We start from the raw sequence: 25,001 nt of genomic DNA on the forward strand, positions 1-25,001 counted from the left end.
TCGGAAAGGCTCCTCGTGAAACACGCGAGCGGCCAAGTTGTACTGGCGATAAGGAGGAAGCCTATGACCACTCGCGGGTTCGCGCTGATATTCGGCGTCGTTTTCGGTCTGGTCGGCATTGCCGGCTTCGTCCCGTCGCTGGTCACGGCTGTCCATGGGCCACATCCGCCGCTCGCCGTCGAGACGGGATATGGCCTCCTGCTCGGATTGTTTCCGATCAACCTGCTGCACAATCTGGTGCACGTGCTCTTCGGACTTTGGGGGCTGATCGGCTCTCGCTCGATCGTCGCCTCAAAGTTCTATGCGCGCTCGGTTGCGGTCATTTACGCAGTGCTGAGCATCGCAGGCCTGGTCCCGGGCCTTGACACACTGTTTGGGCTCACCCCTCTGTTCGGCAACGACGTCTGGCTGCACGCGCTCCTGGCGCTGATCGCGGCCTATTTTGGCTGGCTGCATCGCGAAGTGGGCCCGGCCTCGCGCATGTAGCCCATGCACAAGGTCCCATTCGTGCAGCAATCGCCCATCCTGTGATGCAGAGCGGGCATACGCCGACGCACGAAAATTTGCGAGCGCGCGGCCCTGGCGGGCGGAACGGACGTTCGGCATCGACGCTCGTCCACGCACAGTCAGATATACAGACGCTGGTGGAGGAGCTGGCGCGCAATCACATGAACGAAACAGCGGCTATCAGCGGTCCAGACTTGAGAGTGCACGGAAAGAATGCCGGAACGTCGGCCCAGCGATAGGAACTTGTGCTCAATTGTGCTCCTAAGCGGCGGGTTGGGACTATGTGGACATATCGAACTTTCCGCCCCGAGGGTCGTTTACACTCCCATGCTGCCGATATGATCGGGGCCAATGGAGACGCCTATGGCGCGGCCTGTCAGCGTTCTTGTAAGCCTTATGCTGTTTGGCCAACCTCGCCGCCGGCTGCGGGCACACAGCGGATCTGCCGCTTACGGCCGGCATCGGACGCGCGCCGAAGTTGCCGGCTCCCACCCAATCCTTGATTCCCACGATCCAGGTCGCTGAAGCGGTAGGTTGGCCTGCCGGCAGAGCACCGGTTGCTGCCCCAGGCTTCAAGGTCAACGCCTTTGCGGCGGGGCTCGAGCATCCCCGCTGGCTTCTGACGCTGCCAAACGGAGACGTGCTGGTTGCCGAGACCGCGGCGCCAGCCCAGTCCAAGCAGTACAAGGATAAGAGCCTCAAGGGCATTTTCATGCGCATGTTCATGAAGAAGGCTGGCTCGGCTGTGCCGAGTGCCGACCGCATCACACTGCTGAGGGATGCGGACGGGGACGGCGTCGCGGAAGTGCGCGCACCCTACATCACTGGCCTGACTTCTCCATTCGGCATGGCGCTGGTCGGCTCCGCGCTTTACGTTGCCAACGCGGACGCGCTGGTGGCCTTTCCATATGATCCGCTTGCATCCGCGATCTTCGCCACCCCGAGGGCCATCGTGAGGCTGCCGGCGGAGCGGAATCATCATTGGACGAAGAGCCTCACAGCCGGTCCCAATGGTCGGCTCTACGTCGGAGTCGGCTCAAATTCCAATGTCGCCGAGCATGGGATGGCGGAGGAAGAAGGTCGCGCAGCCATCTGGGAGATCGACCCGGCGAGCGGAAGCCACCGGCTGTTTGCCACCGGAATGCGCAACCCGGTCGGGCTCGCCTTCCGGCCCGGCACCAATGAGCTGTTTGCCGTCGTCAATGAGCGGGATGAACTCGGCAGCGACCTGGTTCCCGATTATCTCACGCGTGTGCAGGACGGAGCTTTCTATGGCTGGCCCTGGAGCTACTTTGGACAGCACATCGATGCTCGCGTTGAGCCCCGGCGCCCGGATATGGTCGCGCGCTCGGCGATCCCCGATTACGCGCTCGGCTCACACGTGGCGCCGCTGGGCCTGGTGTTCGCGGACGGGGCACGTCTCGGACCGCTGTTCACCACCGGCGTTTTCATCGGTGAGCACGGCTCATGGAACCGCCGGCCGTTCAGCGGTTACAAAGTGGTGTTCGTGTCTTTCGTCCAAGGCCGGCCAAGCGGTGAACCGATAGACGTACTGGCCGGGTTCCTCGACGGCGACAAAGCCATGGGCCGGCCGGTCGGGGTGCAAATCGCAGGGGACGGCGCACTGTTGGTGGCCGATGACGTGGGCAACACCGTGTGGAGGGTAAGCGTCAGATGAGAGCGTCGAAGGCGTGCGGACCGTGACCCGTCCCCGAGTTGACGATCCATTCAATTGAAAATCGAATGTGAATGACCGACGGCTATCAGGCGAGCCATCGCCAAGGTCTCACGACCGCTTTGGCGGCGAGTCCCGCCGGCGTTCCGGAGGCACAAAGATGACCTAACATGCGGGCTTAGCGGACGTTAAGCCCGAGTTCGCCGAGGAGCTGGCCGGCCTGCTCGCGCGAAATCGTCGCGCCGCGAAACAGTGCGGCGTCGACCAGGCGCAGTCCGCCAAGATCCACGCCGCGTAGGTCTGAACCTTCGAACCGCGAGCCTGTTATCATCGCCTCGCGCAGGCTGCAGTCCTCGAACACCGTCATGCGGAAATCGCTCTTGCGCAGATCCGCGCCTGAGAAATCGACGCGGGACAGGGTTTCCTTGCGAAACGAGAAGCCCGGCAGCTTGGCGCTAACCAGCAGCACTTCTTCGAAATGGATGTGCATCGCGCGCGCTTCGGTGAAATCAGCGCCAGTAAGTTTGCAGCCGGAAAACCGGGTCGAGGTCAGGCCCACCCGGCGCATCGAGCAATTGTTCCAGTCGCCGCCGGTAAACACGGCCTCGCTGAGGTTCGCGCCGTAGAAGTCGGCAAACGGCCCGCGGCAACCCTGCCAGTGTGTGCCCTCGAGCTGTGCCCCTGACAGGTCGCTGTGCCGCAGATTGCAGCGCTCGAAGCGCCAGCGGCTGAGTTCGAGCCCGGAGAGGTCTGCCCCTTCGAGGTCGCAGTCGGTGACGAACCCAGGCGTCGTGGCACTGAGCGCGGCGAGATCGTCCCGGCAAAGCGTCCGGCCGGTCAATTGCGGCGCAGAAAACAGGTCTTCCATCACCAAGCGCAGTTCCCGAAGGATGACAGCCACAGACCGGCGCTGCCGGGTTGGCACAATGTTCCCATTGTCAATCGGGCGGCAGTGCGCATATAGAGGACCCAAGTGGACTGGGGGTTCCCGGTCGGCGTCATAGCCTCGGTGAGTTTCATCGGGGCTTTTCGCTTATTTGGGGCCGGAAAAGCTTGAGGCCCCAGTTCTCATAGCCGGTTCCAACATTCTCGCGCCCGCCGTCGCAATAGAACTTGCGGGTCAGGACTTCGAAGGCGCGGTTGTCCTGTTCGGGCCTCAGCACACTCATGCCGATCGGCCTGGCGACGAGGTCCGCAAGCTGCAGCCCCGACGAGTTGGCCTTCTTGTCGGCGAAGATGATCTCGAACGGGAGGGGCGCGCCGAACTTGTTCTCACCGTCGCAAATCCGGCGGAACTCCAGTTCGAGGTCCTTGTCCTCCTTCTTGCCGCGGCATTCGAAGACCACGTGGGTCTTCTTGGTGTCCTGGTTCTTCTCGATGAGGAACTCGTAGAGTGTCTCAAGGCAGAACCCGAGGGCGAGATGGTAGGGGTTGTCGCGCTCGACGTCGCGGGCGCCGAGGCGGTGCTTGTCGATCACACAGCTGATGAGGATGAAATTGGAATTGTCGATGATGCCGCTGAGGCCGTCGATAAAGCCGAGCTTTTCAGCTTCATTGGCGAACTTGAACGGCCCGGTTTCCTTGCGAATCTCGCGCTCGTGCAGGATCACGATATCGTGGCCGAAGTGGTTGAACTTGAACTTCTCGAGCGCCGGGACGACCTTCTCGCTGTAGTGCTTCTTGTAGAAGACGCAGAAGGCCAGCACGAACAAGGGGTAGTTCGGATCGACGGTCTGCATGCCGTGATCCCCGCTCTCGTCGACATAGACGATGAAGTTGCTGAAGCGCCCCGAGGGCGTCGTGGCGCTCTTGCGGTCCTCGACAACGGGATCGAGATCGAGATCGAACAAGGAAAATTGCTGGTCGGTTGCCGTCATCGCGCGGTGATGCCAGCACGGAACCCGCAAGCCAAGGTGAAGCGATCTTTTCCACACCCCTACGAGACCAGCGACGAGCGCTACCTTATTGGCAAGGCAGTCGCGGAAAAGCGGCGGTTCGTGAAGGGCCTGCGCGTCAATCTCGACTCCGACCGCCGATCGCGAGCCTGGTGCTCAAGGACACCGGAGAGGAAGCCAGCGCGATCCATATCCATGACCGTGACAACGAGGTGGCCGAGCCCATATCAAGCTCGTCGAAGACCTCGCCCCCGACGACGTGCTGATCACCTTCAACTGGGACACCTTGCTCGATCGAACCCTTACAGAGCGCACCCCTTGGCGCCCCGATTGGGGCTTATGCCCTTGCGTTCCAACATGACGCCGATCCGGCGATAGCCGAACCGACGGCGCTGACCGGCGATCTCCCGCATGGCTTCGCGAGCGGCCTGCCGAACGCTAGGTTCGGCAGTTCGATTTGAAGCGCAAGATCGATGGTCAATTCGAGCCGGGCAGATGTTCCATGTGCGGACCGCGGCGGTCAGCTGCTTCAGTCAGGACGCACCACACAGCGAAAGCCGACGTGGCAGGTCGTCGTGTCGACCGGCTGCGGATAGCGCGCTGCGGGACGATAGCGGCGGCAGTACTCATCGGCGCAGAGATGCGAGCCGCCCTTCAAGACCTTGCGCGGGATTCGTGTCCCGTCGCGCTTGTCGATGCTGCCGCCGCGCGATCCTCCGCGGGGGTTTGCCGGGATGCAGCAGGAGCCGCGGCTCCCGCGCTCTGCCTTGGGCTGGGAAAACCAATCATCGGTCCATTCCCAGACATTCCCGATCATGTCGTGGAGCCCATAGCCATTGGGCGGGTATGTTCCGACTGGAGAGGTCCTGAGGTACCCGTCTGCGAGCGTGTTGCCGAACGGGAAGCGGCCCTGCCAATAGTTGGCGAGCATCGCTCCGCCCGGCGCCAGTTCGTCACCCCAGGCGTAGGCGACGCCTTCCAGCCCCCCTCGCGCAGCGAATTCCCACTCTGCTTCGGTGGGCAGATCCTTTCCCGCCCAGCGGGCGTACGCCGCTGCGTCGCAGTGGGCGACGTGAACGACCGGGTGGTCCTCGAGGTCTTCGAGCGTGCTGCCCGCTCCGAGCGGTGCGCGCCAGCTTGCCCCGAAGCGAAAGTCCCACCAGCTGACCTGCGCCAGATCGATCGGTCCTGGTGAGGGCTCGAACACCAGGGAGCCGGGCTGCATCAGCTCCGGCAACATACCCGGATAGTCCTTCGGGTCGGGGGCTGTCTCGGCGAAGGTGACGTATCCGGTCTCGGCTACGAACCGGGCGAACTGGGAATTGGTTACAGGCGCGGTGTCGATCCAGAACGGATCGACACGGACGCGGCGGACAGGCGCCTCCTCAGGATAGAAGTCTTCCGAGCCCATGGCGAACGTGCCGCCGGGTATATGCACCATCCCCGGTGGTTCCGCTGTCGCCAGAGCGCCTGTGACGATCATTCAAGACAGCCTAACGATCAAACGCGATGGACACCCGCCGAACGTCGCCTTCCAGAGCGCCGTGCGGGGTAGCGTAGCGCGTGACCGGCACACCGATGTCACGGCCGATGTCGAGCGTCTCGGTCAGGCCCGAAGGGCTGAGAAACGTCTGTTCTACTCGGCCCGAGGCGAGTTCCTTGTCTCCCTGGAGAATGGCGACGCGCCCGCCCTTGCCCGGACCTTCCGCATCGAAGCGCAGACGCAAGGTCGTCGGTTCTGCCGCCAATGGCCGCTCCGCCACGATCCGGTAGATGTGGTCGGGGTGAGTGGAGCGGGCATAGACGAACACCGGCCGGCCCTGTTCGAGGAACAGGCTGAAGCCCGCGAAATGGCTGCCTACAGCCATGACGACCCCCGACGCATCCGGCTTGGCGGGCACGAGCTCCGCTTCGAGCGTATAGGAACGGCCCGCCCAGACCGGATCCCGGAGCGCGGTGATGCTGACCCCCTTGCCCCAAAAGTCATATCGTTTGCGCAACTCGCGCGGCGGCATGGTCCGAGCGAGTGCGAAACCGGTATCAAGCGGGAAGACGTTGTTGCGCTCTGCCTCGCGCTGCCAGATCGCGGCAAGCTCCCGGGTGAGTTCCGGATTGCGGGCGGCCACATTGGTCGACTGCGAGAAATCGCGCCGCAGGTCGTAGAGTTCCCACGTGCCCATTTCGCGAGGTCCGCCGGGGGGAACCTTCTCCCAAGGCACCCTGCCAGTGTCGCGAGATGCGAACCAGCCATTGTGGTAGAGCCCGCGCATTCCGGTCAGCTCGAAGTACTGGGTCCGGGGCCGGTCAGGTTCGCAACCCGACAGGCTTGGCAGCAGGCTGTGTCCGTCGATCGCCTTCTGCGCCACACCGTTCACCGTCTCCGGCGCCGGTACGCCCACGGCCTGGTAGAGGGTCGGCGCGATATCTACGACATGGCCGAACTCCGCGCAGACCGCGCCGGAATTCGCGACTTTTCCTGGCCAGGCGGCGATCATGCCATTGCGGATCGCGCCCAGCATAGATGCGTTCTGCTTAACCCACCGCAGCGGACTGTTCATCGCCCACGCCCAGCCCACGGGATAGTTGCCGTAGGTCATCGGACCGCCGAGGCGGTCCACATTGGCCGCAAGCCAGCTTGGGTCTTCCTTCAGACCGTTGATGTGCTGAAGCTCGTTGATCGTACCGGGAGGGCCTGCCTCGCCGCTGGCACCGTTGTCGCCTTGGACCACCAGGGCCAGCGTGTTGCCCAGCTGCCCCATCCGCTCGAGTTCGGCAATCACCCGGCCGAACTGCTCGTCCTGATAGGCCAGCTGTGCCGCCGCCACTTCCATCGAGCGAATGGCGAACGCGCGTTCGTCGGCAGAAAGGCTGGCCCATGCCGGGATTTCTGCCGGGCGGGGGGTCAGCTTGGTGCCCTTAGGGATGATTCCTGCGTTCAGCTGCCGCCGGTAAGTTTCCTCGCGCAGCCGGTCCCACCCTTGGTCGAACTTGCCGCGGTACCGGCCTACAACCTCGGGCGGAACCTGATGCGGAGCGTGGGTCGAGCCGGGCGCATAGTAGACAAAGAACGGCTTGTCCGGCACCGCGGCCTTCTGATTGTGGACCCAATTGATGATGTCATCGGCCAGGCGCCGCTCGAGCACGCGTCCCTCGTCCTCATCGGGATCGACCCGGTTGGTCCCCCGATACAGGTTCGGATTGAACTGATCCGAATCGCCGGCGACGATGCCGAAAAAGTACTCGAAGCCCAGACCGGTCGGCCAATGATCGAACGGCCCGGCTGCGCTGTCGTTGCCGTCCGGCAGATTGTGATGCTTGCCGAACATGGCCGTACTGTAGCCGTTCAGTCGCAGCACTTGGGCAACCGTCGCGGTCTCGGGCCCGATTCCGCCAGTATAGCCAGGGAAGCCGGTCGGCGTGTCGCTCAGATGCCCGACTCCAACGTTGTGATGATTGCGGCCCGTCAACAGGGCAGCCCGGGTTGGCGAACAAATGCCGGTGGTGTGGAAGCGGTTGTATCGCTGGCCCCGTGACGCCAGCCGATCGAAGTTGGGAGTGGCGACCGGTCCGCCGAACCCGCTCGACATGGCGAACCCGACGTCGTCCGACATGAAGAGCAGGACGTTGGGAGCCCCTTGCGGTGCACGAACAGGCTGCGGGGTTGGCAATTTCGCATCGAGGATGTGCTCGGTCACGACCCCGTCGAACGCCGCCGGCCGGATCGGCAGAACGGTCCGGTCCTGCGCGAGCAGCGGAGCGGACAGTGCGAGGCCGAGGCAGGACGTGAGCAAAAGACGGAGCTTCATGGATGGGTCCTCAAATCGATGCGATGGTACGCGAAGGCGCCGTCAGGGCCGCGGCGGCCATCGTCAGAGCCGTGTCGAACAGATGCGCGGATGCCGTTTCCGCCTCGTTGCCTTCCTGATCGGCGATCTGCAGCGCCGTGAAGATCAGGGCGATCGCCAGGCGAATGCGGGTGTTTGCATCGGTCGCTGAAGCCGCCGGAATGTGAGCGGAGATGCGCCGGACGAGCCGGCTGGTCTCCGGGAAGTCGTTCTCCACCCGGCCGCGCGAGGCGATCCAGCCCGATCGCTCGATGGCGGCGACGAAGCGGGCGTAGGAATGGCGCCCATCTGCGTCGGTCTGCTCGAGCAGGGGCAGTGCGAATGCACGCAGGAGCGCGAGCAGGTTCTTGCCTTCTCCGGAATCGTCAGCCGCTCGGAGCAATTCGCCGCGCCGCCGGTCAATGGCTGGAAGGCGATGAAGGTAGACCGCCTCGACCAGAGCCTCCTTGCTGCCGAAATAGTAGGCGACGACATTGGTGTTCGATGAACCGATCGCCGCGCCGAGCTGACGGGTCGAAACGCTGTCCACACCATGCGAAGCAAACAGGGACTCCGCAGCCTCAACCAGCGCGACACTGGTCGCCTCTCGCCTCGGATCGTGCCGTTTGCGCAAAAATCTGTCCCGAACATCTGATCTCGCCAATATGAGGCGATTGCCTTATATTAGTCAAGGGCCGGTTGCGGTCAGCTTCGCTAAGGCGCACTGCACCACTCTCAGCCGAATGGCGCTCGGCTAGCTGCCCCCCAGTGCCCGACAACCGGCTCATGAATGATGTCAGCTTTCAAGAAGTTAGAATTGCCGCAGGAACGGCCGAATTGCCGGCGGTGCCCGCTACGTTCTCTACTCAAGCGAGAAACGGCAGTGCGTGACCCAGAACGGACGTCGAAGGCAAACGGTCACGGGGCGATTTTCGTCGAGCTGGAACAAACTTTAAGCATGTTTGTTCATCTCTGATTGCGAACGCTCGCTCACAGCCTGAAAGGAATGATGAAATGCGGGGTATCCTCGGGCTCATCGTAACCGTGGTGGTGATCGTAATCGTGCTCAGATTTTTGGGCGTCGTGTAGCGCTTGCCGAAACGTCCGCTCCCCCCAACAAACCGGTGGTTCGTGGGCTCGATCAGCGGCATTGATTCCAGCCATTCGGCGTATGCAATTGGCGGATGAACGTAAGGCGGGTTCCAGGGTGGCGAACGGTTATGGGGCGGAGACGCAGGGCGTCTTTATCTACGACCGGGCCCTGACGGAGCCTGAGCATCGCCGGAGGGCAGCGAACGATCGGGTTAACACAGGCGAACGTCGCCTTCTGGTCGGGAGCTGCTTCTCACGAAGAGCCGAGCGCTGTTTCCGCAGCCGCCGCCAGAGCCGTCATTCCCTGCTTCGGATGAACCCCGTCGAAAGCCCCTACGTTCAGGCACTCGCCGACGACGGCAACTGGGCCGGAACCTGAAGGGCGGGAACTCGCGATGATCTGGGCAAAGCCGTCTTCCTGCAAACGACGACACTGCAGACGTCATCAGCATCCCGCGTACTTGGCACCGGGTGGCCTGCCCTCACCGCGTCACCACGAAAATGCACCTCACGAATGGTGTGACGTTCGTCCAGCGGATCGCTCGACCTTGCGAGAAGCCAATCACGTCGCCCGCCTTGAATTCATGCTGCTCCTCGGTTTCTTCGTTTCGCACCCGAATGTCCTCGTCCGTGTCAGGGTCGCCGGGATTTGCGGCACCGCCTTGTGCCACTGGAAGAAGCACGAGCCGGAGCTCGCCTGCAAGATCGTGAGTCGTGGGCTCACCGGTGAAGCTCTCACTGTTCTGTCGATTCTGTCTTCAATCTGGTGACCGGTGTTGTAAGGCCTTGGTATGCGTGGGAAGCGCTGTTGGGAGAAAACGCTGATGAACAAGCCAATCGGATTGGCAGCCCTGCTCGCCGCGTTAACGGTATCCACAGCGTCTTGCGTCACAAGTGCGGCGGGTCCAGGCACCGAGCTTGCCCAGCTCCGCCCGATCGCCGAAGTTGACGAGCGTTTCCAATCCTACAATGTCGAGATGGTCGAAGTCACTGGCGGTCGATTCTGGGCGCCATACGGTGGTTCCGCAGACGAAATGTATCGTCAGCGTCCGCCGGAGAACCTGGCCGACCCTCGTCTGCGTGCGCTTACCAAGCATCTAGGCCCCGCTTACATGCGGGTAAGCGGCACTTGGGCGAACTCGACTTACCTCGAAGCGGAGGACGAGGACCTCTCCAGCCCCCCTCCGGGCTACAATCAAGTCCTCACCCGTGAACAATGGCGCGGCGCAGTGGATTTCGCCCGCGCGGTCGATGCCGAGATCGGCGTCAGCTACGCGGTGAGCGAAGGTCCGCGCGGGCCGGACGGGGTGTGGACGACCGATCAGGCCCAGCGCTTGCTCGATCTGACGCGCGCCGCCGGTGGCGACCTTGCCTTTTCCGAATTCATCAACGAGCCGAACGCCGCCTCGCTCGGTCGGCTGCCGAAGGACTACTCGGTGGCGGACTACACGCGGGATTTCGGGATCTTCAAAGCTTGGGCCCAGAGGGAGGCTCCCAGCATGAAGATCGTCGGGCCCGGGGGAGTGGGCGAAGGCGGGGACCTGAGCCAGATCCCCGTCGCGTCGCTCGCGAAGATGCTGCTGACGGAGCAGTTGATGAAGGCCAATCCGGACGCCGTCGACGTCGTCTCCTACCACTTCTATGGCGGCGTCTCGCAGCGCTGCGCCAACACCCGCGCCAAGAAGGCCGACCGGGGAGAGGCTTTGACCCCTGGATGGCTCGATCTCACATTGCGCGACTGGCGCTACTACTCGCAGCTTCGGGACAAGTACGAGCCCGGCGATCCAATGTGGGTGACCGAAACCGCCCAGGCCGCGTGTGGGGGCAGTCCGTGGGCCACGGCATTCGTCGACAGCTTTCGCTATGTGAACCAACTCGGCTTGCTGGCGCAGAAGGACGTGAAGGTGGTCTTTCACAACACGCTCGCCGCCTCCGACTATTCGCTGATCGACGAGCATACGCGCGAACCGCGCCCCAACTACTGGGCGGCGATCTTGTGGCGCCGCACGATGGGCACAACCGTCCTGGCGTCGCCCTCGTCACCTTCGCCAGACCTGCGCATTTACGCCCACTGCTTGCCGGGTGGGAACGGCGGCGTTGGTTTGGCCGCGATCAACTTGAGCGAATCCCCCCACGGCCTCGACTTGGGGGCGCACGCTCGCGTTTGGCTGATGCAGTCTGGCTCGCTCGACAATAAGACGGTGACGGTAAACGGACTGACGCCTCGGCTCGAGGCTGATGGATCGCTTTCGGGCCTCGGCGGAGCGCCGGCCTCGACAAGCTTCGCGGTGCCCGGCAGGTCAATCGCGTTCGTGGCAGTGAGTGACGCCGGCAATCCGGCTTGCAGATGAGGCGTCATCAGCGAGCAGAGGTAAATACAATATGAAATCGAACTATCTCGCGATCATCACGGCGCTGTTTTTGGCCGAAATCGCCGCGACCTTCGAATCAGCCATGCTCTATGCCGCGCTGCCCACGTTGATCCGCGAGTTCGGCGATCCGATCACCGCAGGCTGGCTCGTCACGATACACCTGCTGATTGGCGCAGCAGCGGGCGTGCTTGTCGGCCGCTTGGGCGATATCTACGGGCGCAAATCAATGACTCTGTGGATGCTGGTGATCGCCACGATCGGCTCGATCATGAGCGCCGTAACCGATAACTTCGGCGTGGTCCTGGCAGGACGCGCGCTGCAGGGGCTCTCGGTTGCAGTCATCCCGCTGAGCATAGGTTTGATCCGGGAATCGCTTCCGAAAGAGCGTGTGCCTGTAGCCGTAGGGCTGATGACGACGGGCTCGGGCGTTGGCGTGGCTGTCGGTCTCGTACTGGGCGGGGTGATTGTAGACAATCTCAACTGGCACTGGCTTTTCGTGGTCAGCGCCATTCTGCTGGCCCTGTCGTGGGTGGCGATCAAGTTCTGGGTCCCGGGCAAGCCTGGCATCCCGACAAAGCAGCCGATCGACTGGATAGAGGGGCTGCTGCCGGCGCCAGGCATCATGGCGGTCCTGTACGGTGTCAGCCAGTCCAAGGCATTTGGCTGGAGCGATCCATCGGTTTGGGGCACCGTGTTGGTCGGCGCACTGGTCATGGCATATTGGTCGCGGCGCAGCCTTCGCGCCAGTGAACCGTTCGTGGATTTGCGGTTGGTGGCCTCACGCAATGTCGCCTTGGCCAATCTTCTAACGATTTGTCTGGGCCTTGGCACCATGCAACTTGTACTGGTTTTCTCGACATATACCCAGTCACCGGCCTGGACCTTGGCGGGCCTTGGCCTTGGCGCCACGGTGGCAGGACTGGCCAAGCTGCCCTCGAACGTCCTGTCCTTCTTCGCCGGTCCCCTATCCGGCTGGCTTACCAAGACCTTCGGCGATCGCCCGACCGTAATTATCGGTACCCTGCTTGCGGTGTCCGGCTGGCTCATCGGCGTCGGCTTGCCAAACACCCTGATGGAGGTGATCGCGATCTTGTGTGTAATTTCCTTTGGCACCACGATCCTCAACGCCGCGATCTATAACGTCATCGTTGGCACTGTTCCTGAAGCACGAACGGGTGAAGCGATCGGCACGATCGCGGTGACCCGCGGCATGGCGTCGGCTATCGGCGCCCAGATCATCGCCGTTCTGTTGGCAACCGCGACGCTGACAGATCCCGCCAGCGGGGCGCAATTGCCCTCGCCCGAAGGTTTCCGGCTTACGATGATCTGGATCGCTGGCTTGACTGCCGTGGGAGTGGTGCTTGCGCTGTTCCTGAAACCCCATCGCAAGGTCGCGCCCGACGTCGAAGCCGCCGCACGCGAGCAGGCGGCGTCCGAAGCATAACCTTGATTGCCGGTTGGTTATATCCGCCCAAGGGCCTTGGGGCAGTTGGATGTGTCACATGTAGGTGGAGGCCCGCAAAGTTCAGGCGGGCAACCAGCCTCTCGTCCATTCCTGTAGACGCCGGCCTCGGATAGACGCCGCCTCAAAGACTTCGACCACAAGGCCGCAGTCGCTGCCCTGGAAGAAGGCTCCGACAATGCCAACCGACTCAAGCTGCAGAAGATGCAGCAGGACCGGGAAGCGGTGCGCAAACTGACCTTCTCCGAAGACATGTCGGCCAACTCGGTACGCTCGAGGCGACCGCCAAGGCGCGTGACGAAGCGGTCGCGAAGGTCGGCCGTGCCGACTTGCTCTCGCTGTTCAAGAACGCCGCAACGGTGATCGGGACGCCAGCGTGGCCCGCCGACGACAGCTGCCCGATCTGCGACCGACCGCAATTGCAGGCAAGCAAGAGCAGTCACTGACAACCAGCGACTGCCCTCAAACTACCGGAAAAGTGGGATTTTTTCAACCTTTGGCGACTATCGCCAAACAGGATGTTGGTAGCGGAGGAGGGATAATTTTCTGGCAATTACTGAATTGATATATAATGTTTTTTATCAACATCAGGTGACGTCTAGCGGGCCTTTGCTCTTCATGGACCCTCAGGACCGGCCTTTCCTCCACCAGCGCGCTGAGGAGGGCGAGGCGCTTGCGCTGTCCCTGCGACAACTGGATGTCGGACAAGCGGCTGTCCTCGATGCAGACCCTGTGATCCCTTCCGTCAGGTTCGAGTGTCGCAACCCAAACCTATCCGAAAATCACGATGACCACGCCGATCAGCTACACCACCACCTGGGACACGACCCACGGGAACTCCGCTGAGGCAGATGGGGCAACGCCCCCGCACGCTGGGGGTTGCCGCCTCGATCGGTTTTTGAGCCGTCGTCAGAGACGACGAGCCCCGACCGGCCGGCACCAGGACCTGCAGTGGGTGGCAAACCACAGGCTGTAGGCTTTCGTATCATCGGGGTATTCTTGCTGCATCCCATGATCGGGGAATGACGGGCGCGATCATTTCCAACATTCACGCGTTCGAAGGGACCTTCGATGTCGCGGTGTCGATCGCTCCCCGGTCAGAGGTGTTTCTCAATTATGACCCCCTGAGCTTGAGAACGGAGTAGGATGGATCTTCCTCCGACCGCTTACCATCCGCGAAGCCGGCATCTCGCAGCCAATCCGCGACGATCGGCGTCGAGAGCGACCAGTCCCTAACACAGATGCGTTTCGAAATCCGCCATTCCCCCTTATCGCGAACCAGCGAGTCGATGTACCGTCCGGCCAGTTGGTTGAGAAGTTCGCCGTCTTCCGAAGTCCGCCGACTGGAAGCGAGGAAATACGTTTCCGCGCCCGCCGCATCGCCAAAAACGCGGATCAACGTCTGGCCGAGCATGTGGCTGCCCGCCACGGATCGGGGATCCTTCATCAGCTCCATGGTACGCCGCACAAATTCGGGGCCGGACGTCTTTGTTGGGCCGTGATCGTCCCAGCTTGGTTCAGCGTATACGCCGCTCATCAGTTCGGCATCCATCCGATCGCATCCGCGACAGTATTCGCTGACGAGCTTCTGGATCTCATAGTGATCGAGCATTTCCTTGATCCGAGGGTTCATGTCATTTCTCCCGCCGAGCTTTTTGAAAAATTCCTGCGCACGCCCGTGGCGCTTTTCGTTTCGCCTAGGCTTTCGGGCGTCTCGTGGACGAAATTTGTCCGCCCAGTTCGAGAGTGATGTTGCGCGCCGCATTGATGATCCGGGGGCGCCAGCGATCGATCATCGCGTCCGTGAAGCGCACGGCCGGCCCGGAAAGGGATAAGGCACCTCGGAATTTGCCGTTGGGTCCGAAGACCGCGGCTGCCATGTCCGCCCACCCGCTGTCGTCGATGCCGACAGATGCTGCGAACTGGGCAATCCTGACCTCTTCAAGACGCTCATCTTTGGGCGTCCCGAACGCCGCGATCAACTGTCCGGTCGCCCCGCGATCGAGGGGCAAGATGTCCCCTTCGGCAATTCGATCGAGCGTCGAGTGATGGGAGTCTACGCGCATCATGCAAATGCGCGAATCCGTTCCTTCGGGCGCGTGAAATGAAGCGCTTTCGCTTCCTTCCGACACCAGATTGTTCAACACCACGCCGATATATTCGCGAATGGGATTGAGCCTTTCATAGGCCGCCCCGAGCCGAAACACGCCCGGCCCGAGAGAATATTTTCCATTGCTGAAGCGCGCGACGTAGCCCGCGTTCTTGAGCGATTCGATCAGGCGGAGGACTGCACTTTTGTAGAGCCCGGTTGCTACCGACAGGTCGGTCAAGGTCTGCGGTCCCGGAGCCCTTTCCAGTGCCCCCATCACCATTAGCGCGCGATCGACGGCTTTGACGCCGCCCTTGTCTGAATCGCCGGAGGATTTTTCCGGGCTGCCGGCATCGATTTTGTCCAAGCCTTCTTCCCTTCCGACTTCCCGCTCGGGCCAAAAGTTCCATAGAATGGAACTTTTGTTCTTTTTTCTTGCGCGTGTGTCAAGGGCGAATATCGTTCTGTGAGGGGAAGATCATGACGAAATATTAAATATCAAATTGGATCAGTCATTAAAGACTGAATAGATTATCCGTCATGTCAAAGCATATAAGAAATGGAGGGGTATGTTGTGAGAAAACTTGTCCTTTTAACGCCTGTTGTTCCAGCATTGTCTGTTCTGGTATCCGGAAGTCCTGCTCTTGCTCAGGATTCTGTGCAAAGGCCGCCCAGTGATTCTGAACTGGCCGAGATCGTGGTCACGGCCAGACTGCGTCAGGAATCGCTTCAGGATGTCCCAGTTGCCGTGACGGCGATTGCCCCGATTGCGCTCGCAAATAACCTGGCTACCGACCTAAGCAAGATCGCGGAGCTGGCGCCGCAAGTGTCGATCGGGCGAGGGGTGAACGGTACGGGCGCACTCATCACCATCCGTGGTATCAGCTCGACTTCGACGGATGCGGGTCTGGACCAGAGCATCTCGATCAGCATGGACGGCATGCAGCTCAGCCGCGGGAGGGTCATTTCCGCCTCGATGTTCGATGTCGCGCAGGTCGAGATTTTGCAGGGTCCGCAAGCTCTGTTCTTCGGCAAGAACTCTCCGGCGGGCGTCATCTCGGTTTCGAGCGCAGATCCCACTGACAGCTTCGAAGGGTACGTCAAAGCCGGGTACGAGTTCACGGCTAACGAGCGCTATGCCGAGGGCGCGATTTCCGGTCCGCTCGGCGAGACGCTGGGCGCGCGGCTCGCGTTCCGCGCCAGCAAGATGGATGGGTGGATTCGCAATGTCGCGGTGCCCGGACCCAACCCGTTCGTGCCCGCAGTCCCGCTGCCCGGTGCCTGGGCGCCAAAGACCCCGGCTGGGGACAATCTCGCCGGCAGGTTGACTCTGTCGTGGAAGCCCGCCGACGATTTTGACGTTCGGCTGAAGGTGCAGCTCGATCGCTCCCGGGAGAATTCCAACGCAGCCTATGTCGAGACGTTCTGCCTGCCCCCCGTCACGAGCCCAATGGTATCGGGCATCGCCGTGCCGAACGGGGACTGCCGCAAGGATCGCGTGACGGCCCAAACCGCGCTACCGGCGCAGCTGGCGGTGAACTTTCCCTATGCGAATGGTGGGGTTCCCTATGCCCGCTCGGACTTTGCCCTGGTCGTCCTGAACATCAACAAGAGGTTCGGGGACGTGACGCTCACGTCCAACACGGGTTACTACAATCAACTTCTGCAGGGCGCGCACACGTCGGACTTCAGTTCGATCGCCTCGTCGTTCAACGTCGAGCGCGAACGCTACGAGATCGTGTCGCAGGAGCTTCGACTGAACACCGAGTTCGACGGTCCGATCAACTTCATGATCGGCGGTTATCTGGAACGCGCGACGCGCCACTGGTTCGGGGCGCCGGACATTCTTCATGTCTTCAACCCCGGCGCAAATAACTACACGACCAACATGAAGACTACCGATAGCGTCAACGAGAGCATATCGGCTTTCGCGCAGGCGCGCTGGAACGTGGTTGAAGGACTCGAACTCGCTGGCGGCGCGCGCATTACGCACGACGCGAAGCGAACCCTTTACGTTAACACGTCGAACAACCTGGACAGCGCCATCGGCAGAACGCTGCGTCCCGCCGGACTGCCGCTTATGGCGCGGTATTCCCGCGATGACGTCTCGCCCGAAGTCACGCTTACCTGGAAGCCGGACGCCGACAACATGATCTACGCCGCCTACAAGACGGGCTACAAGTCGGGCGGGCTCGCCAATCCCGTCCTCCTTTCCGCCACCGCGACCGAAAGCAGCCTGACGTTTGACCACGAGAAGGTGCGAGGCTTCGAGGCCGGCTACAAGGCCGAATTGTTCAACCGCCGCCTGCGGTTCGATATCGTCGCCTACCGCTACAAGTATTCGGGCCTGCAGGTGGTGGCGTTCGATCCGGTGCTGCTTCGCGCCAATATCGGTAACGCCGCCAGCGCGCGCACCACGGGTATCACGTCTTCGATCGCATGGCTGGCCGCGGATGGTCTGAACATCAATGCGAACGCCGGCTACAACAGGGCGCGCTATCTTTCGTTCCCGGGAGCGCAATGCTTCACCGGCCAGACCGCGGCGCAAGGCTGCGTCGGCGGTTTCCAGGACCTTAGCGGCAAGGCTCTCAATCGCGCGCCCGAACTCACATTCAGCTTCGGCGCCGACTACGAGTTCGAGGTGGCGGAGGGATGGTCCGTGAACCTTGCGGGCAACGCCTATCGCTCATCCTCGTACAATGCGCAGACAGACTACGCCGCGGGTGGTCAGCAAGAGGCCTTCTGGCGTCTCAACGCTTCGGCGCGGATCAAGTCGCCCGGAGACCAGTTCGAACTCGCGCTTGTCGGACGCAACCTGAACAACGCCTATTACCTAGTGTACAGCTTCAACCAACCGTTCGGCGGCCCAAACCAATACGGCGGCGTATTCAATCGGCCGCGCGAGGTGGCATTGGAAGGGACCTATCGTTTCTGATGTGGGTCGTGAGGCGGGAAGCCGCGTGGCATCCCGCCCTGCGTTCGCCAGCCTTGGAGGGCGCAAGCGTCGCGCTTCCCAGGGCGTCTGGCGAATTTCGATGGGATTAGGTGCGCATGACCAATTCAGGATTGACGACCGCACCGGAGGCGGACGGCGGTGCCACATGGCCCAGGCCTTCTACCGCATGGAGCGGCGTCGCGCTCCTGATGGCGGCGCTGTTCATGTCCTATATCGACCGCAGCATTCTTGGTTTGCTCGTCGAACCAGTGAAGGACTCGCTGCAACTCACAGACACGCAGATTGGGTTGGTGCAGGGGCCTGCCTTCGGAATCTTCCTGACGCTGATGGTCTTCCCGGCGGGCTGGCTGGCCGATCGCGGCAACCGGTTACGGCTCATTGCTGTAGGCTTGGCTCTGTGGTCCACGATGACCGCCCTGTCGGGACTTTGCATGAACTTCACCCAGCTATTGCTTACGCGCATGGGCGTGGCGATCGGGGAAGCATCGCTCACGCCTACGGCTCCCTCCCTGATCGCGGACGATTTCTCCCCGGAAGCTCGGAGCCTGCCGATTTCCCTTTACGCCGTGGGCGGGGCCTCGGGTGCGGGAGCTGCGCTCATCGCAGGCGGACTCGTCGCGAAAATCACCGGCGCCAGCAATGGCATCGTGCTCCCCTGGATCGGGATGGTGGAATCCTGGCGCGCGATCTTCGTCATTGTGGCCGCGCCCGGCCTGCTTCTGGTGCCTCTGTTGCTCCTGAAACGCGAGCCCGTGCGGCGAGGCGGTTCTGTTGACGGCGGGTCCCTACAAGATCTTCTCTGGCATGTATCGGGCCATCGCGCGACGATCGTTCCGCTCTTTCTGGGTGTTACTCTCTATCAGATCCAGGCGGCCGCGCTGCTCGCGTGGATTCCCGCATTCTTCATGCGCGTCCATGGCTGGACCATCACTGAGGTCGGCCTGCAGTACGGAATCGTACACCTGGTGTTCGGCTTTCTCGGCGCCGCGGTCGGAGGATCGGTTTCGGCCCGGTTGCGGCGTTCGAATAGAGCGAATGCGAATTTGCTGACCGCTGCAACTGCCGTTGGCTGCATGATCGTTCCGGCGATGACTGCAACGATGGTGCCGACCGGAATGGGGGCTGCATTGCTTCTCGGGCTCTTCATGGGATGCGCCCAGGCTAGCGGGGGGACGACGATAGCTGCCGTACAGGAACTGGTCCCCAATCGCCTGCGAGGAAAGCTGACGGCGTTGTTCTATGCCACGGTCGGATTGGGCGCGCTCGCTGTAGGACCGCTGTTGGTCGGCATGTTGAACGATCTTGCCTTTGCAACCCGGGCGGGGATCGGCGCTTCGCTCGCCCTTACGGGATTGCTAACGCTTCCAGCGAGCGCCGCACTGCTTTGGAGAGCCGCCGCGAAACAGCCGACGAGCGGATCGCGCGTTTCGCCGGCTGACTGAATTTTCGATTTTTGCACAATTGCCAATACTCGGAGACCTACATTGAAATTGCCCACATCGCGGATCAAAGGCGTCTACTGGGAATCCGACTATCCCTACGATCTCGACGACGCCACTGCGTCGGAACTGGGTGAACTGTTCGACTACGTCGCCCAGTCATACCCCGAACCCGAAGGCCGATATATTTCCGGCGGGCACGCCGGCATCTCGCAGCTCGCCCAGAATCCGCGGATCGCGCTGAACGCTCTCAAGCTAACACATGCTGTTCTGGGAGAGCGTACCTGGGCCAAGGACCATTTCGATCTGCGCGAGCTGATTGTCCAAACGGTCAATCTGCATTTTCGGTCGCAGTATTGCTTTCAGGCCCATGTCGACGTCGCCCGCCGGGCCGGGCTGACCGATGAACAGCAGGCGATGCTGTCGCTATGGGAGACTGCCGACCATGTCTACTCCGACGAACACAAGCTGATCATCGAATACACGCTGGCGGTATGCTCTGGCGTCGTTCCGGATGCGATCTTCGCGCGGGTCGTCGATCGCTACGGTGAGAAGGAAGCGATCGAGTGCACGGCGGTGATTGCAACCTGGGCGTTCTGGGCGATGATCCTGAACGCGACGGGAACGAGCTTCGATTTCGGCTTCGACAAGCCGGTAGATGATCGCAGCCCGGCATGATCGATCAGCCGGGCGTGTGAGCTGGCGGGCCCCCGTTCAGGGGCGTGGCGCCGCTTGGCGCTAGTCGGGAGAGATTTAATGCAACTGGATGTGAAGATCGCGGGAGGCACCATTTTCGATGGCACGGGCGCGGATGCCTATACCGCAGACATCGGGATAATCGGGGGGCGCATCGTCGAGATCGGCCGCATAGCGACGGTAGCGACACGCACCATTTCTGCCGACGGCGCCATGGTGACTCCGGGGTTCATCGACACGCACACCCACTACGATGCGCAATCGCTTTGGGACAGCCATCTGATCAATTCGGCGATGAACGGCGTGACCACGGCGGTCATGGGCAATTGCGGCGTCGGCTGCGCGCCGCTTTCGCCGGAAATCGTGCCTCAGGTGAAATCGCTGCTCGAGGGGGTGGAGGACATTCCTGGGCAGGCGCTGGATGCCGCAATTGATTGGAACTGGGACACCTTCGGCTCTTACTTGAGCCGGATCGAAGAAAGACCCCACGCGATCAACCTCGCGTCGAATGCCACCCATGCTCCAATCCGTCTCAAGGTGATGGGCGCGCGTGCGCTGGACGGCAGCGCTCCCTCGGGCGACGACATCGCCCAGATGCAGGCGCTGCTCGAGGAAGCATTGACCGCCGGCGCCTGCGCGTTTTCGACCGACCGCATCGCGCTTCACCAACTTTCGGACGGCTCGCACGTTCCCGACTGGCATGCGCCAAGCGATGAATTACTGGCTTTGACGCGGACGCTCACGCGGTTTCCGGGCAGGCCCTTGCAATTCGCTTCGGATTTCGGAGGAACTGTGGGCACCGAAGATGACACGCTGCGCGAACTCGCGCTGTTGCGCGATATCACCGCGCTGGGCGCGCCGGTGCTTACACCGATGCAGCAGTATCCCAAAGTGGCAGGCGGCTGGCGCCGGCTCGCGTCCGAAATTGCCGCGATGACGACGGCGGGCGCCAGGATCTCGCTGGAGGCCTCGGCTAGGGCGATCGGGTCGCTGATGGGCCTCGAGCAGTTCCATCCGTTCCTGCGCCATCCCACCTACATGGATATCCGGTCTCTACCGCTTGCCGAACGGCTGGTCCGCATGCGGGATCCCGAAGTTCGCGCGCGGCTGCTGAGTGAAGAGCCGGCGCCCGATCCCAACGATCAGATGGCCAGCTACAAATTCGAGATTCTGGCCAACCAGGCCGATCGCATCTTTATCGTCGACGGGACGCCGGACTATGAACCTGACCCTGCGACCTCGGTGAAGGCCATCGCCGAGCGTGAGGGGCGCACCGTCTATGAAGTCTTCTACGATGCCCTGATCGCCAACGAAGGGCGGCACTTCCTCTATCTGATTGTGTTCAATTTTGGCAACGGGAACCTGGATGAGCAGCATGCGATCCTGTCGCTGCCCGACACGATGTTCAGTTTCGGCGATGCGGGCGCACATGTGACGGCTGCCTGTGATTTCGCCAACACTACGTTCGCCCTGATCCATTGGGGGAGGGATCGGGCGCGCGGGTTCCGAAAGGAATCGATCGTGCATCGGCTGACGGGGGCCCAGGCGAGATTCTTCGGCTTCAGGGATCGTGGTGAGGTTCGCCTGGGCGCATATGCAGATCTCAACGTAATCGCCTTCGATCGCCTGAAGCTGACCCCCCCACGCCTCCTTCACGATTTCCCCGGTGGGGCCAAACGCCTGCACCAGGGGGCGAGCGGCTATCTCGCAACGTTCGTCCGGGGCGCGCCGATCGTGGAAGCGGATGAACTGACCGGAGAACTGCCGGGCCGTTTGCTGCGGAGCAAATGAGTTCTCCGTGCCGGCGGTCCTTCGGAGGCCGGAAGCCTGCGGAATAGCGCGAACACATGAAGGAGGATGCAGTGGCAAAGTTCAGCTCGGAAGAGATCGTGGCGGTCGGTGAGATTCAGCAGCTCATCAACGATTGGGTCTATGAGCTCGATTTCCATCACGGCGTCGGTATCGGCCAAATCGTGACCGAGGACTGCTCCTATCACATGCATTCCGGCTTGCGCAGCGGCCGGCAGGAGATCGTCACGGCCTATCGTCAGCGCCTCGACAGACTGACCGGGGATGGCGGCAAAGTTCCGCCCATGCGCCACCTCAACGCCAACCTGCGAGTTGAATTCCGAGACCGGGACTCCGCGGCTATCACCTTCGGCATGACCTTCTTCACCGCCGAGGGCCACCCGGCTGGCACCGGTCACACAGACGCGAGCGCGATTGCCGACGTGTGGATGGACTGCCGCCGCGAAGGAGACGGCCACTGGCGCATCAGCCGCTTCCACAGCGCTCAACCGTTCGCGCGGCCGCTTGGCTGACATCCTTTCGTCATCGACCGGGGTTGAGCGCCTGCCATGTGTTCAACGCGGGCCGAAAGATCCGTTCGAGCCGTTCCGCGTCGTAATGTTCGCGCACGTGGTTGATCTTGCCGTGCTTGTCGAACTCGATCACGAAAAGATAATCGTTGCCGTAGGTGTCGCCGGTGAACAGAACCCCGTGCGAGCGCGCGGCCAGCACGACGCAGTCGTGGCGGGCAATGACGGTTTCGATCGTCATTTTCAATGGTTCCAACCAGAGGTGGCCGGCCCGTTCCATTCGAGGCAAGTAATCGACGCCTTCGATCAGACCGGTCGTCGTGGTCCAAACGGTGAACTCGTCAGCGAAATGCGCAAGGGCGATGCCGCCTTGGGCCACGTTGAGCACGAACTCGCGGGCAAGCGCGATCCGGTCCTCGCTTGTCATGGCTATTGTGCTCCTGATGTCCGTTCGAGCAGCCGATCCACGCTGTCGCCAAGGCTGTGTCGCCGCCATAGACTGAGCACGACGGTGGAAATGTGCAACTGGTTGCGCGCAGTATCGCTGCGCGCGAATACCGGATCGAGCGGACCAGTCGCGTCCAGCGCCTCCGGCAGACGTTGAGCGATACGCGCCGGGCTATCTATAAAGTAGGAGAGGCCCATAATTGTGGCGTAAAGGACAAGATGCAGGCGCAGATCGGCGAGCGAAAGCCGTGGTCCGCCGTGGGCGTGGTATTCGGCGATGAAATGCTCAAGCAGGTCGTCGATGTGATGGTTCCAAACGTCGAGGTGTGCGGCACACAGGCATCCCCAGAGAGCGAACGCGACATTCTGCTGGTTGGCACGCCCCCAGTCCATCAGCCCGCACTGCAGCGTGCCTCGTTCGTCATGCCAGAAAAAGGCGTTGTCTATGTTGGCGTTCCAGTGGCAGAGCGCGATGAAGTCCGGATCGCCCTGCAAGAAGGCTCCGATCGCCGCCTCGTGATCCAGGAAACGGCCGACCTCGCGTTCGAGCTTGGCATAGAATTCCGGGTCATGAAGATTTCGTGGGAAGAGCTGCGGCGATCGCTCGGCGAGGGCGCCGAAGCGGCGGATGCGCTCGCGCACTTCCGCTTCGGAATAGGCGATCGGAATGCTTGCCGCCGCGATGGCCGGATCGTAGGGAAACATCTGCTCGATATCACCTGACAGCTTCCCGGCGCGGTGTGCACCGGCCAGTCGCGCCAAAGCAGTCAATATCGCCTTGTAATGATCGACGGGTTCGGCAATTTCGAAGTCATGGGACTTCTTGTGGTGAACCTCGAGCCCCCCCTCGCCAAAGAACACGCGCTCGGTGATCACGATCCCCGTGTGGCTCGCCGCCTCATAGTCGGCGAAATAGGGCCGGGGAACCCGCACCGGAAAGTCCGCCGCGCGCGCCAGCTGCGCTAGCAGTACTTCCCCCTTCATTTCGTGTTTTCCCCGGTCGTCGCGGATCGGATCGGAAAAGTCGCGCGAGAATTTGACGAACAGATGCTCGTGCAGGCCTGGCTGCGGCCGCTCATATTCGACTGAAAGGAATACCTTCTTACCTGTACTGCCCCCCGGGCAGTCTTCGAACCTTGTTGCACACGTCACCCGATTGTCTGCATCAAGGACGCCGAATGCCTGAAACGCTTGCGTCAAAAAATTGCTACCCGCCCGGTGCAAGGCCTCGGGATGCCTGGGTGTCATCAACTTCGTTGCGTCGCCACGCGTAAAATCTTTCAAATATCTCAAGTTCATTTGATCGTATGTACCGTCAAAATAATAATGTAGAAGAATATTATATCGGCTGAATGAGCGCGCCCAGCAACAATTGTGCAGGATCACGGTCCGCTCTCGCGGTCGCCGCCGCGTACCGGAAAACCCATGACCACCTCGTTCAGTGGCGCGACAGGGGATGACAATCTCGACAATCGATAAGGTGTCAAAGTTGATACCTTAAGTCGAAAAAGAGGATTACGATGTCAAAATCGCTACGTTATGGCAGTGGCTGAAGTTGGTCTGAAGGAAAACATGTCGCTCTTGCGCCTCCGGAATATCGTGAACTTGGCTGTGCCTACGCTTTTTCGTCAGATAAGCGGTGGGCGGGTACGATGTTAAATTGAGGCCACCCTGCAGCTGCATCTTGGCCGCATAATCTCCTCGGTCGCGGACCTCGAGATCATCAGCGAGCGTGAAACGTTTTCTGTCGAACTCGAGAAGCCATTGCGGAATGATGGTGGCAAACGGGGCCGGATCGACGTGTGGTTCCGTCTTACAGATGATGATGGCCGCGAATGGCGCTGCGCGATCGAGCTGAAGTTCTTCAAGAGAGAAAACCACCGCGAACCCAACAACCGGTACGACGTCTTCAAGGACATTGCCCGGCTGGAGCGATGTGCCGATGTCGCGGACCTGGCCTTTATGTTGATGGCAACAGATCATCGACACTACGTCGACCAGACCAGCTATTCGAGCGACACCGGCGATTTCGATTTCCGCCATGAAAGCGAGTATGCGGCGGGAACAACGCTCACCTACAAAACCGGTGCGTATGGTCCGCCCATTACGCTCGCGGGTAATACCAGCGCGGAGAGGCTGACTCACGTCGGGGATTCCCAAACTGCTGAGATTATGATTCGTTGGCACAGGCACACGGAGGCTTGTGATGGCGGCAGCGATTGGGGTTCG

At 61.6% G+C, this 25,001-nt stretch carries 19 protein-coding genes and 1 pseudogene; 10 read left to right on the forward strand and 10 right to left on the reverse strand.

Annotated elements, in window-relative coordinates:
* Positions 1 to 63: 63 nt before the first annotated feature.
* Together IEX32_RS16730 and IEX32_RS16735 are read left to right on the forward strand one after the other, a co-directional pair.
* Positions 64 to 486, forward strand: a complete 423-nt coding sequence (locus IEX32_RS16730) for a DUF4383 domain-containing protein (protein ID WP_188772683.1) — start codon at positions 64 to 66, stop codon at positions 484 to 486.
* A gap of 424 nt (positions 487 to 910) precedes the next feature.
* Positions 911 to 2,185 carry a PQQ-dependent sugar dehydrogenase gene (locus IEX32_RS16735; RefSeq protein ID WP_188772684.1) on the forward strand — a complete coding sequence of 425 codons (1,275 nt, stop codon included), beginning with the start codon at positions 911 to 913 and terminating at the stop codon, positions 2,183 to 2,185.
* Positions 2,186 to 2,360: 175 nt separating this feature from the next.
* Here the strand turns inward: IEX32_RS16735 and IEX32_RS16740 are convergent, their stop codons facing one another.
* Complete coding sequence (locus IEX32_RS16740) at positions 2,361 to 3,050, reverse strand: pentapeptide repeat-containing protein (protein WP_188772707.1); 690 nt, start codon at positions 3,048 to 3,050, stop codon at positions 2,361 to 2,363.
* A 148-nt stretch (positions 3,051 to 3,198) separates the two neighbouring features.
* Positions 3,199 to 4,059, reverse strand: a complete 861-nt coding sequence (locus IEX32_RS16745) for a DUF3800 domain-containing protein (protein ID WP_188772685.1) — start codon at positions 4,057 to 4,059, stop codon at positions 3,199 to 3,201.
* A gap of 9 nt (positions 4,060 to 4,068) precedes the next feature.
* Between IEX32_RS16745 and IEX32_RS21115 the strand changes: the two are divergent.
* Positions 4,069 to 4,179, forward strand: a pseudogene (locus IEX32_RS21115) (hypothetical protein); the annotation flags it as partial.
* A gap of 427 nt (positions 4,180 to 4,606) precedes the next feature.
* On the opposite strand, the gene IEX32_RS16755 reads toward IEX32_RS21115, so the two are convergent.
* The 3 genes from IEX32_RS16755 to IEX32_RS16765 are packed head-to-tail and all read right to left on the reverse strand — an operon-like array spanning position 4,607 to position 8,535.
* Entirely contained in the window at positions 4,607 to 5,560 is a 954-nt protein-coding gene (locus IEX32_RS16755) for a formylglycine-generating enzyme family protein (protein WP_373285467.1), read from the reverse strand.
* Between the two features lie 10 nt (positions 5,561 to 5,570).
* Positions 5,571 to 7,883, reverse strand: coding sequence for an arylsulfatase (locus tag IEX32_RS16760; RefSeq protein ID WP_188772687.1), 2,313 nt, complete (start codon positions 7,881 to 7,883; stop codon positions 5,571 to 5,573).
* Between the two features lie 10 nt (positions 7,884 to 7,893).
* Positions 7,894 to 8,535, reverse strand: a complete 642-nt coding sequence (locus IEX32_RS16765) for a TetR/AcrR family transcriptional regulator (RefSeq protein WP_188772688.1) — start codon at positions 8,533 to 8,535, stop codon at positions 7,894 to 7,896.
* Positions 8,536 to 9,817: 1,282 nt separating this feature from the next.
* Here IEX32_RS16765 and IEX32_RS16775 point away from each other — a divergent pair.
* Positions 9,818 to 11,344: a glycosyl hydrolase family 79 N-terminal domain-containing protein gene (locus tag IEX32_RS16775; protein ID WP_188772690.1), complete on the forward strand. Its 1,527-nt coding sequence runs from the start codon at positions 9,818 to 9,820 to the stop codon at positions 11,342 to 11,344.
* A gap of 31 nt (positions 11,345 to 11,375) precedes the next feature.
* Positions 11,376 to 12,809, forward strand: coding sequence for an MFS transporter (locus IEX32_RS16780; RefSeq protein WP_188772691.1), 1,434 nt, complete (start codon positions 11,376 to 11,378; stop codon positions 12,807 to 12,809).
* Positions 12,810 to 13,941: 1,132 nt separating this feature from the next.
* On the opposite strand, the gene IEX32_RS16785 is transcribed toward IEX32_RS16780, so the two are convergent.
* Complete coding sequence (locus IEX32_RS16785) at positions 13,942 to 14,460, reverse strand: nuclear transport factor 2 family protein (protein WP_188772692.1); 519 nt, start codon at positions 14,458 to 14,460, stop codon at positions 13,942 to 13,944.
* A 64-nt stretch (positions 14,461 to 14,524) separates the two neighbouring features.
* On the reverse strand, positions 14,525 to 15,283 hold the full coding sequence (locus tag IEX32_RS16790) for an IclR family transcriptional regulator (RefSeq protein WP_188772693.1): 759 nt from the start codon (positions 15,281 to 15,283) through the stop codon (positions 14,525 to 14,527).
* A 192-nt stretch (positions 15,284 to 15,475) separates the two neighbouring features.
* On the opposite strand from IEX32_RS16790, the gene IEX32_RS16795 reads away from it, so the two are divergent.
* The 5 genes from IEX32_RS16795 (at position 15,476) to IEX32_RS16815 (ending at position 22,328) form a co-directional block, all read left to right on the forward strand.
* Positions 15,476 to 17,851 carry a TonB-dependent receptor gene (locus tag IEX32_RS16795; protein ID WP_268236755.1) on the forward strand — a complete coding sequence of 792 codons (2,376 nt, stop codon included), beginning with the start codon at positions 15,476 to 15,478 and terminating at the stop codon, positions 17,849 to 17,851.
* Between the two features lie 209 nt (positions 17,852 to 18,060).
* Complete coding sequence (locus IEX32_RS16800) at positions 18,061 to 19,314, forward strand: MFS transporter (RefSeq protein WP_188772695.1); 1,254 nt, start codon at positions 18,061 to 18,063, stop codon at positions 19,312 to 19,314.
* Between the two features lie 42 nt (positions 19,315 to 19,356).
* Positions 19,357 to 19,989, forward strand: a complete 633-nt coding sequence (locus IEX32_RS16805; RefSeq protein ID WP_188772696.1) for a carboxymuconolactone decarboxylase family protein — start codon at positions 19,357 to 19,359, stop codon at positions 19,987 to 19,989.
* A 78-nt stretch (positions 19,990 to 20,067) separates the two neighbouring features.
* A complete protein-coding gene (locus tag IEX32_RS16810) occupies positions 20,068 to 21,798 on the forward strand; it encodes an N-acyl-D-amino-acid deacylase family protein (RefSeq protein WP_188772697.1) in 1,731 nt (576 codons plus the stop codon).
* A gap of 71 nt (positions 21,799 to 21,869) precedes the next feature.
* On the forward strand, positions 21,870 to 22,328 hold the full coding sequence (locus IEX32_RS16815) for a nuclear transport factor 2 family protein (protein ID WP_188772698.1): 459 nt from the start codon (positions 21,870 to 21,872) through the stop codon (positions 22,326 to 22,328).
* Between the two features lie 10 nt (positions 22,329 to 22,338).
* Here IEX32_RS16815 and IEX32_RS16820 read toward each other — a convergent pair whose 3' ends face one another.
* The 3 genes from IEX32_RS16820 to IEX32_RS16830 form a co-directional block, all read right to left on the reverse strand.
* Positions 22,339 to 22,752, reverse strand: coding sequence for a nuclear transport factor 2 family protein (locus IEX32_RS16820; protein ID WP_188772699.1), 414 nt, complete (start codon positions 22,750 to 22,752; stop codon positions 22,339 to 22,341).
* Positions 22,753 to 22,754: 2 nt separating this feature from the next.
* Complete coding sequence (locus IEX32_RS16825) at positions 22,755 to 24,056, reverse strand: hypothetical protein (protein WP_229736442.1); 1,302 nt, start codon at positions 24,054 to 24,056, stop codon at positions 22,755 to 22,757.
* 231 nt (positions 24,057 to 24,287) lie between these two features.
* On the reverse strand, positions 24,288 to 25,001 hold a 714-nt coding region (locus IEX32_RS16830; RefSeq protein ID WP_229736443.1), incomplete at its 5' end, for a hypothetical protein.

The organism is Novosphingobium endophyticum (assembly GCF_014640675.1).
Classification (GTDB): domain Bacteria; phylum Pseudomonadota; class Alphaproteobacteria; order Sphingomonadales; family Sphingomonadaceae; genus Novosphingobium; species Novosphingobium endophyticum.

What these genes read in the sequence shown, in the direction of transcription:
- IEX32_RS16745 (WP_188772685.1), bottom strand. Translation starts at nt 4,059, where the DNA reads ATGACGGCAACCGACCAGCAATTTTCCTTGTTCGATCTCGATCTCGAT.
- IEX32_RS16780 (WP_188772691.1), top strand. Translation starts at nt 11,376, where the DNA reads ATGAAATCGAACTATCTCGCGATCATCACGGCGCTGTTTTTGGCCGAA.
- IEX32_RS16810 (WP_188772697.1), top strand. Translation starts at nt 20,068, where the DNA reads ATGCAACTGGATGTGAAGATCGCGGGAGGCACCATTTTCGATGGCACG.
- IEX32_RS16755 (WP_373285467.1), bottom strand. Translation starts at nt 5,560, where the DNA reads ATGATCGTCACAGGCGCTCTGGCGACAGCGGAACCACCGGGGATGGTG.
- IEX32_RS16730 (WP_188772683.1), top strand. Translation starts at nt 64, where the DNA reads ATGACCACTCGCGGGTTCGCGCTGATATTCGGCGTCGTTTTCGGTCTG.
- IEX32_RS16775 (WP_188772690.1), top strand. Translation starts at nt 9,818, where the DNA reads ATGAACAAGCCAATCGGATTGGCAGCCCTGCTCGCCGCGTTAACGGTA.
- IEX32_RS16820 (WP_188772699.1), bottom strand. Translation starts at nt 22,752, where the DNA reads ATGACAAGCGAGGACCGGATCGCGCTTGCCCGCGAGTTCGTGCTCAAC.
- IEX32_RS16760 (WP_188772687.1), bottom strand. Translation starts at nt 7,883, where the DNA reads ATGAAGCTCCGTCTTTTGCTCACGTCCTGCCTCGGCCTCGCACTGTCC.
- IEX32_RS16795 (WP_268236755.1), top strand. Translation starts at nt 15,476, where the DNA reads ATGGAGGGGTATGTTGTGAGAAAACTTGTCCTTTTAACGCCTGTTGTT.
- IEX32_RS16785 (WP_188772692.1), bottom strand. Translation starts at nt 14,460, where the DNA reads ATGAACCCTCGGATCAAGGAAATGCTCGATCACTATGAGATCCAGAAG.
- IEX32_RS16740 (WP_188772707.1), bottom strand. Translation starts at nt 3,050, where the DNA reads ATGGAAGACCTGTTTTCTGCGCCGCAATTGACCGGCCGGACGCTTTGC.
- IEX32_RS16800 (WP_188772695.1), top strand. Translation starts at nt 18,061, where the DNA reads ATGGCGGCGCTGTTCATGTCCTATATCGACCGCAGCATTCTTGGTTTG.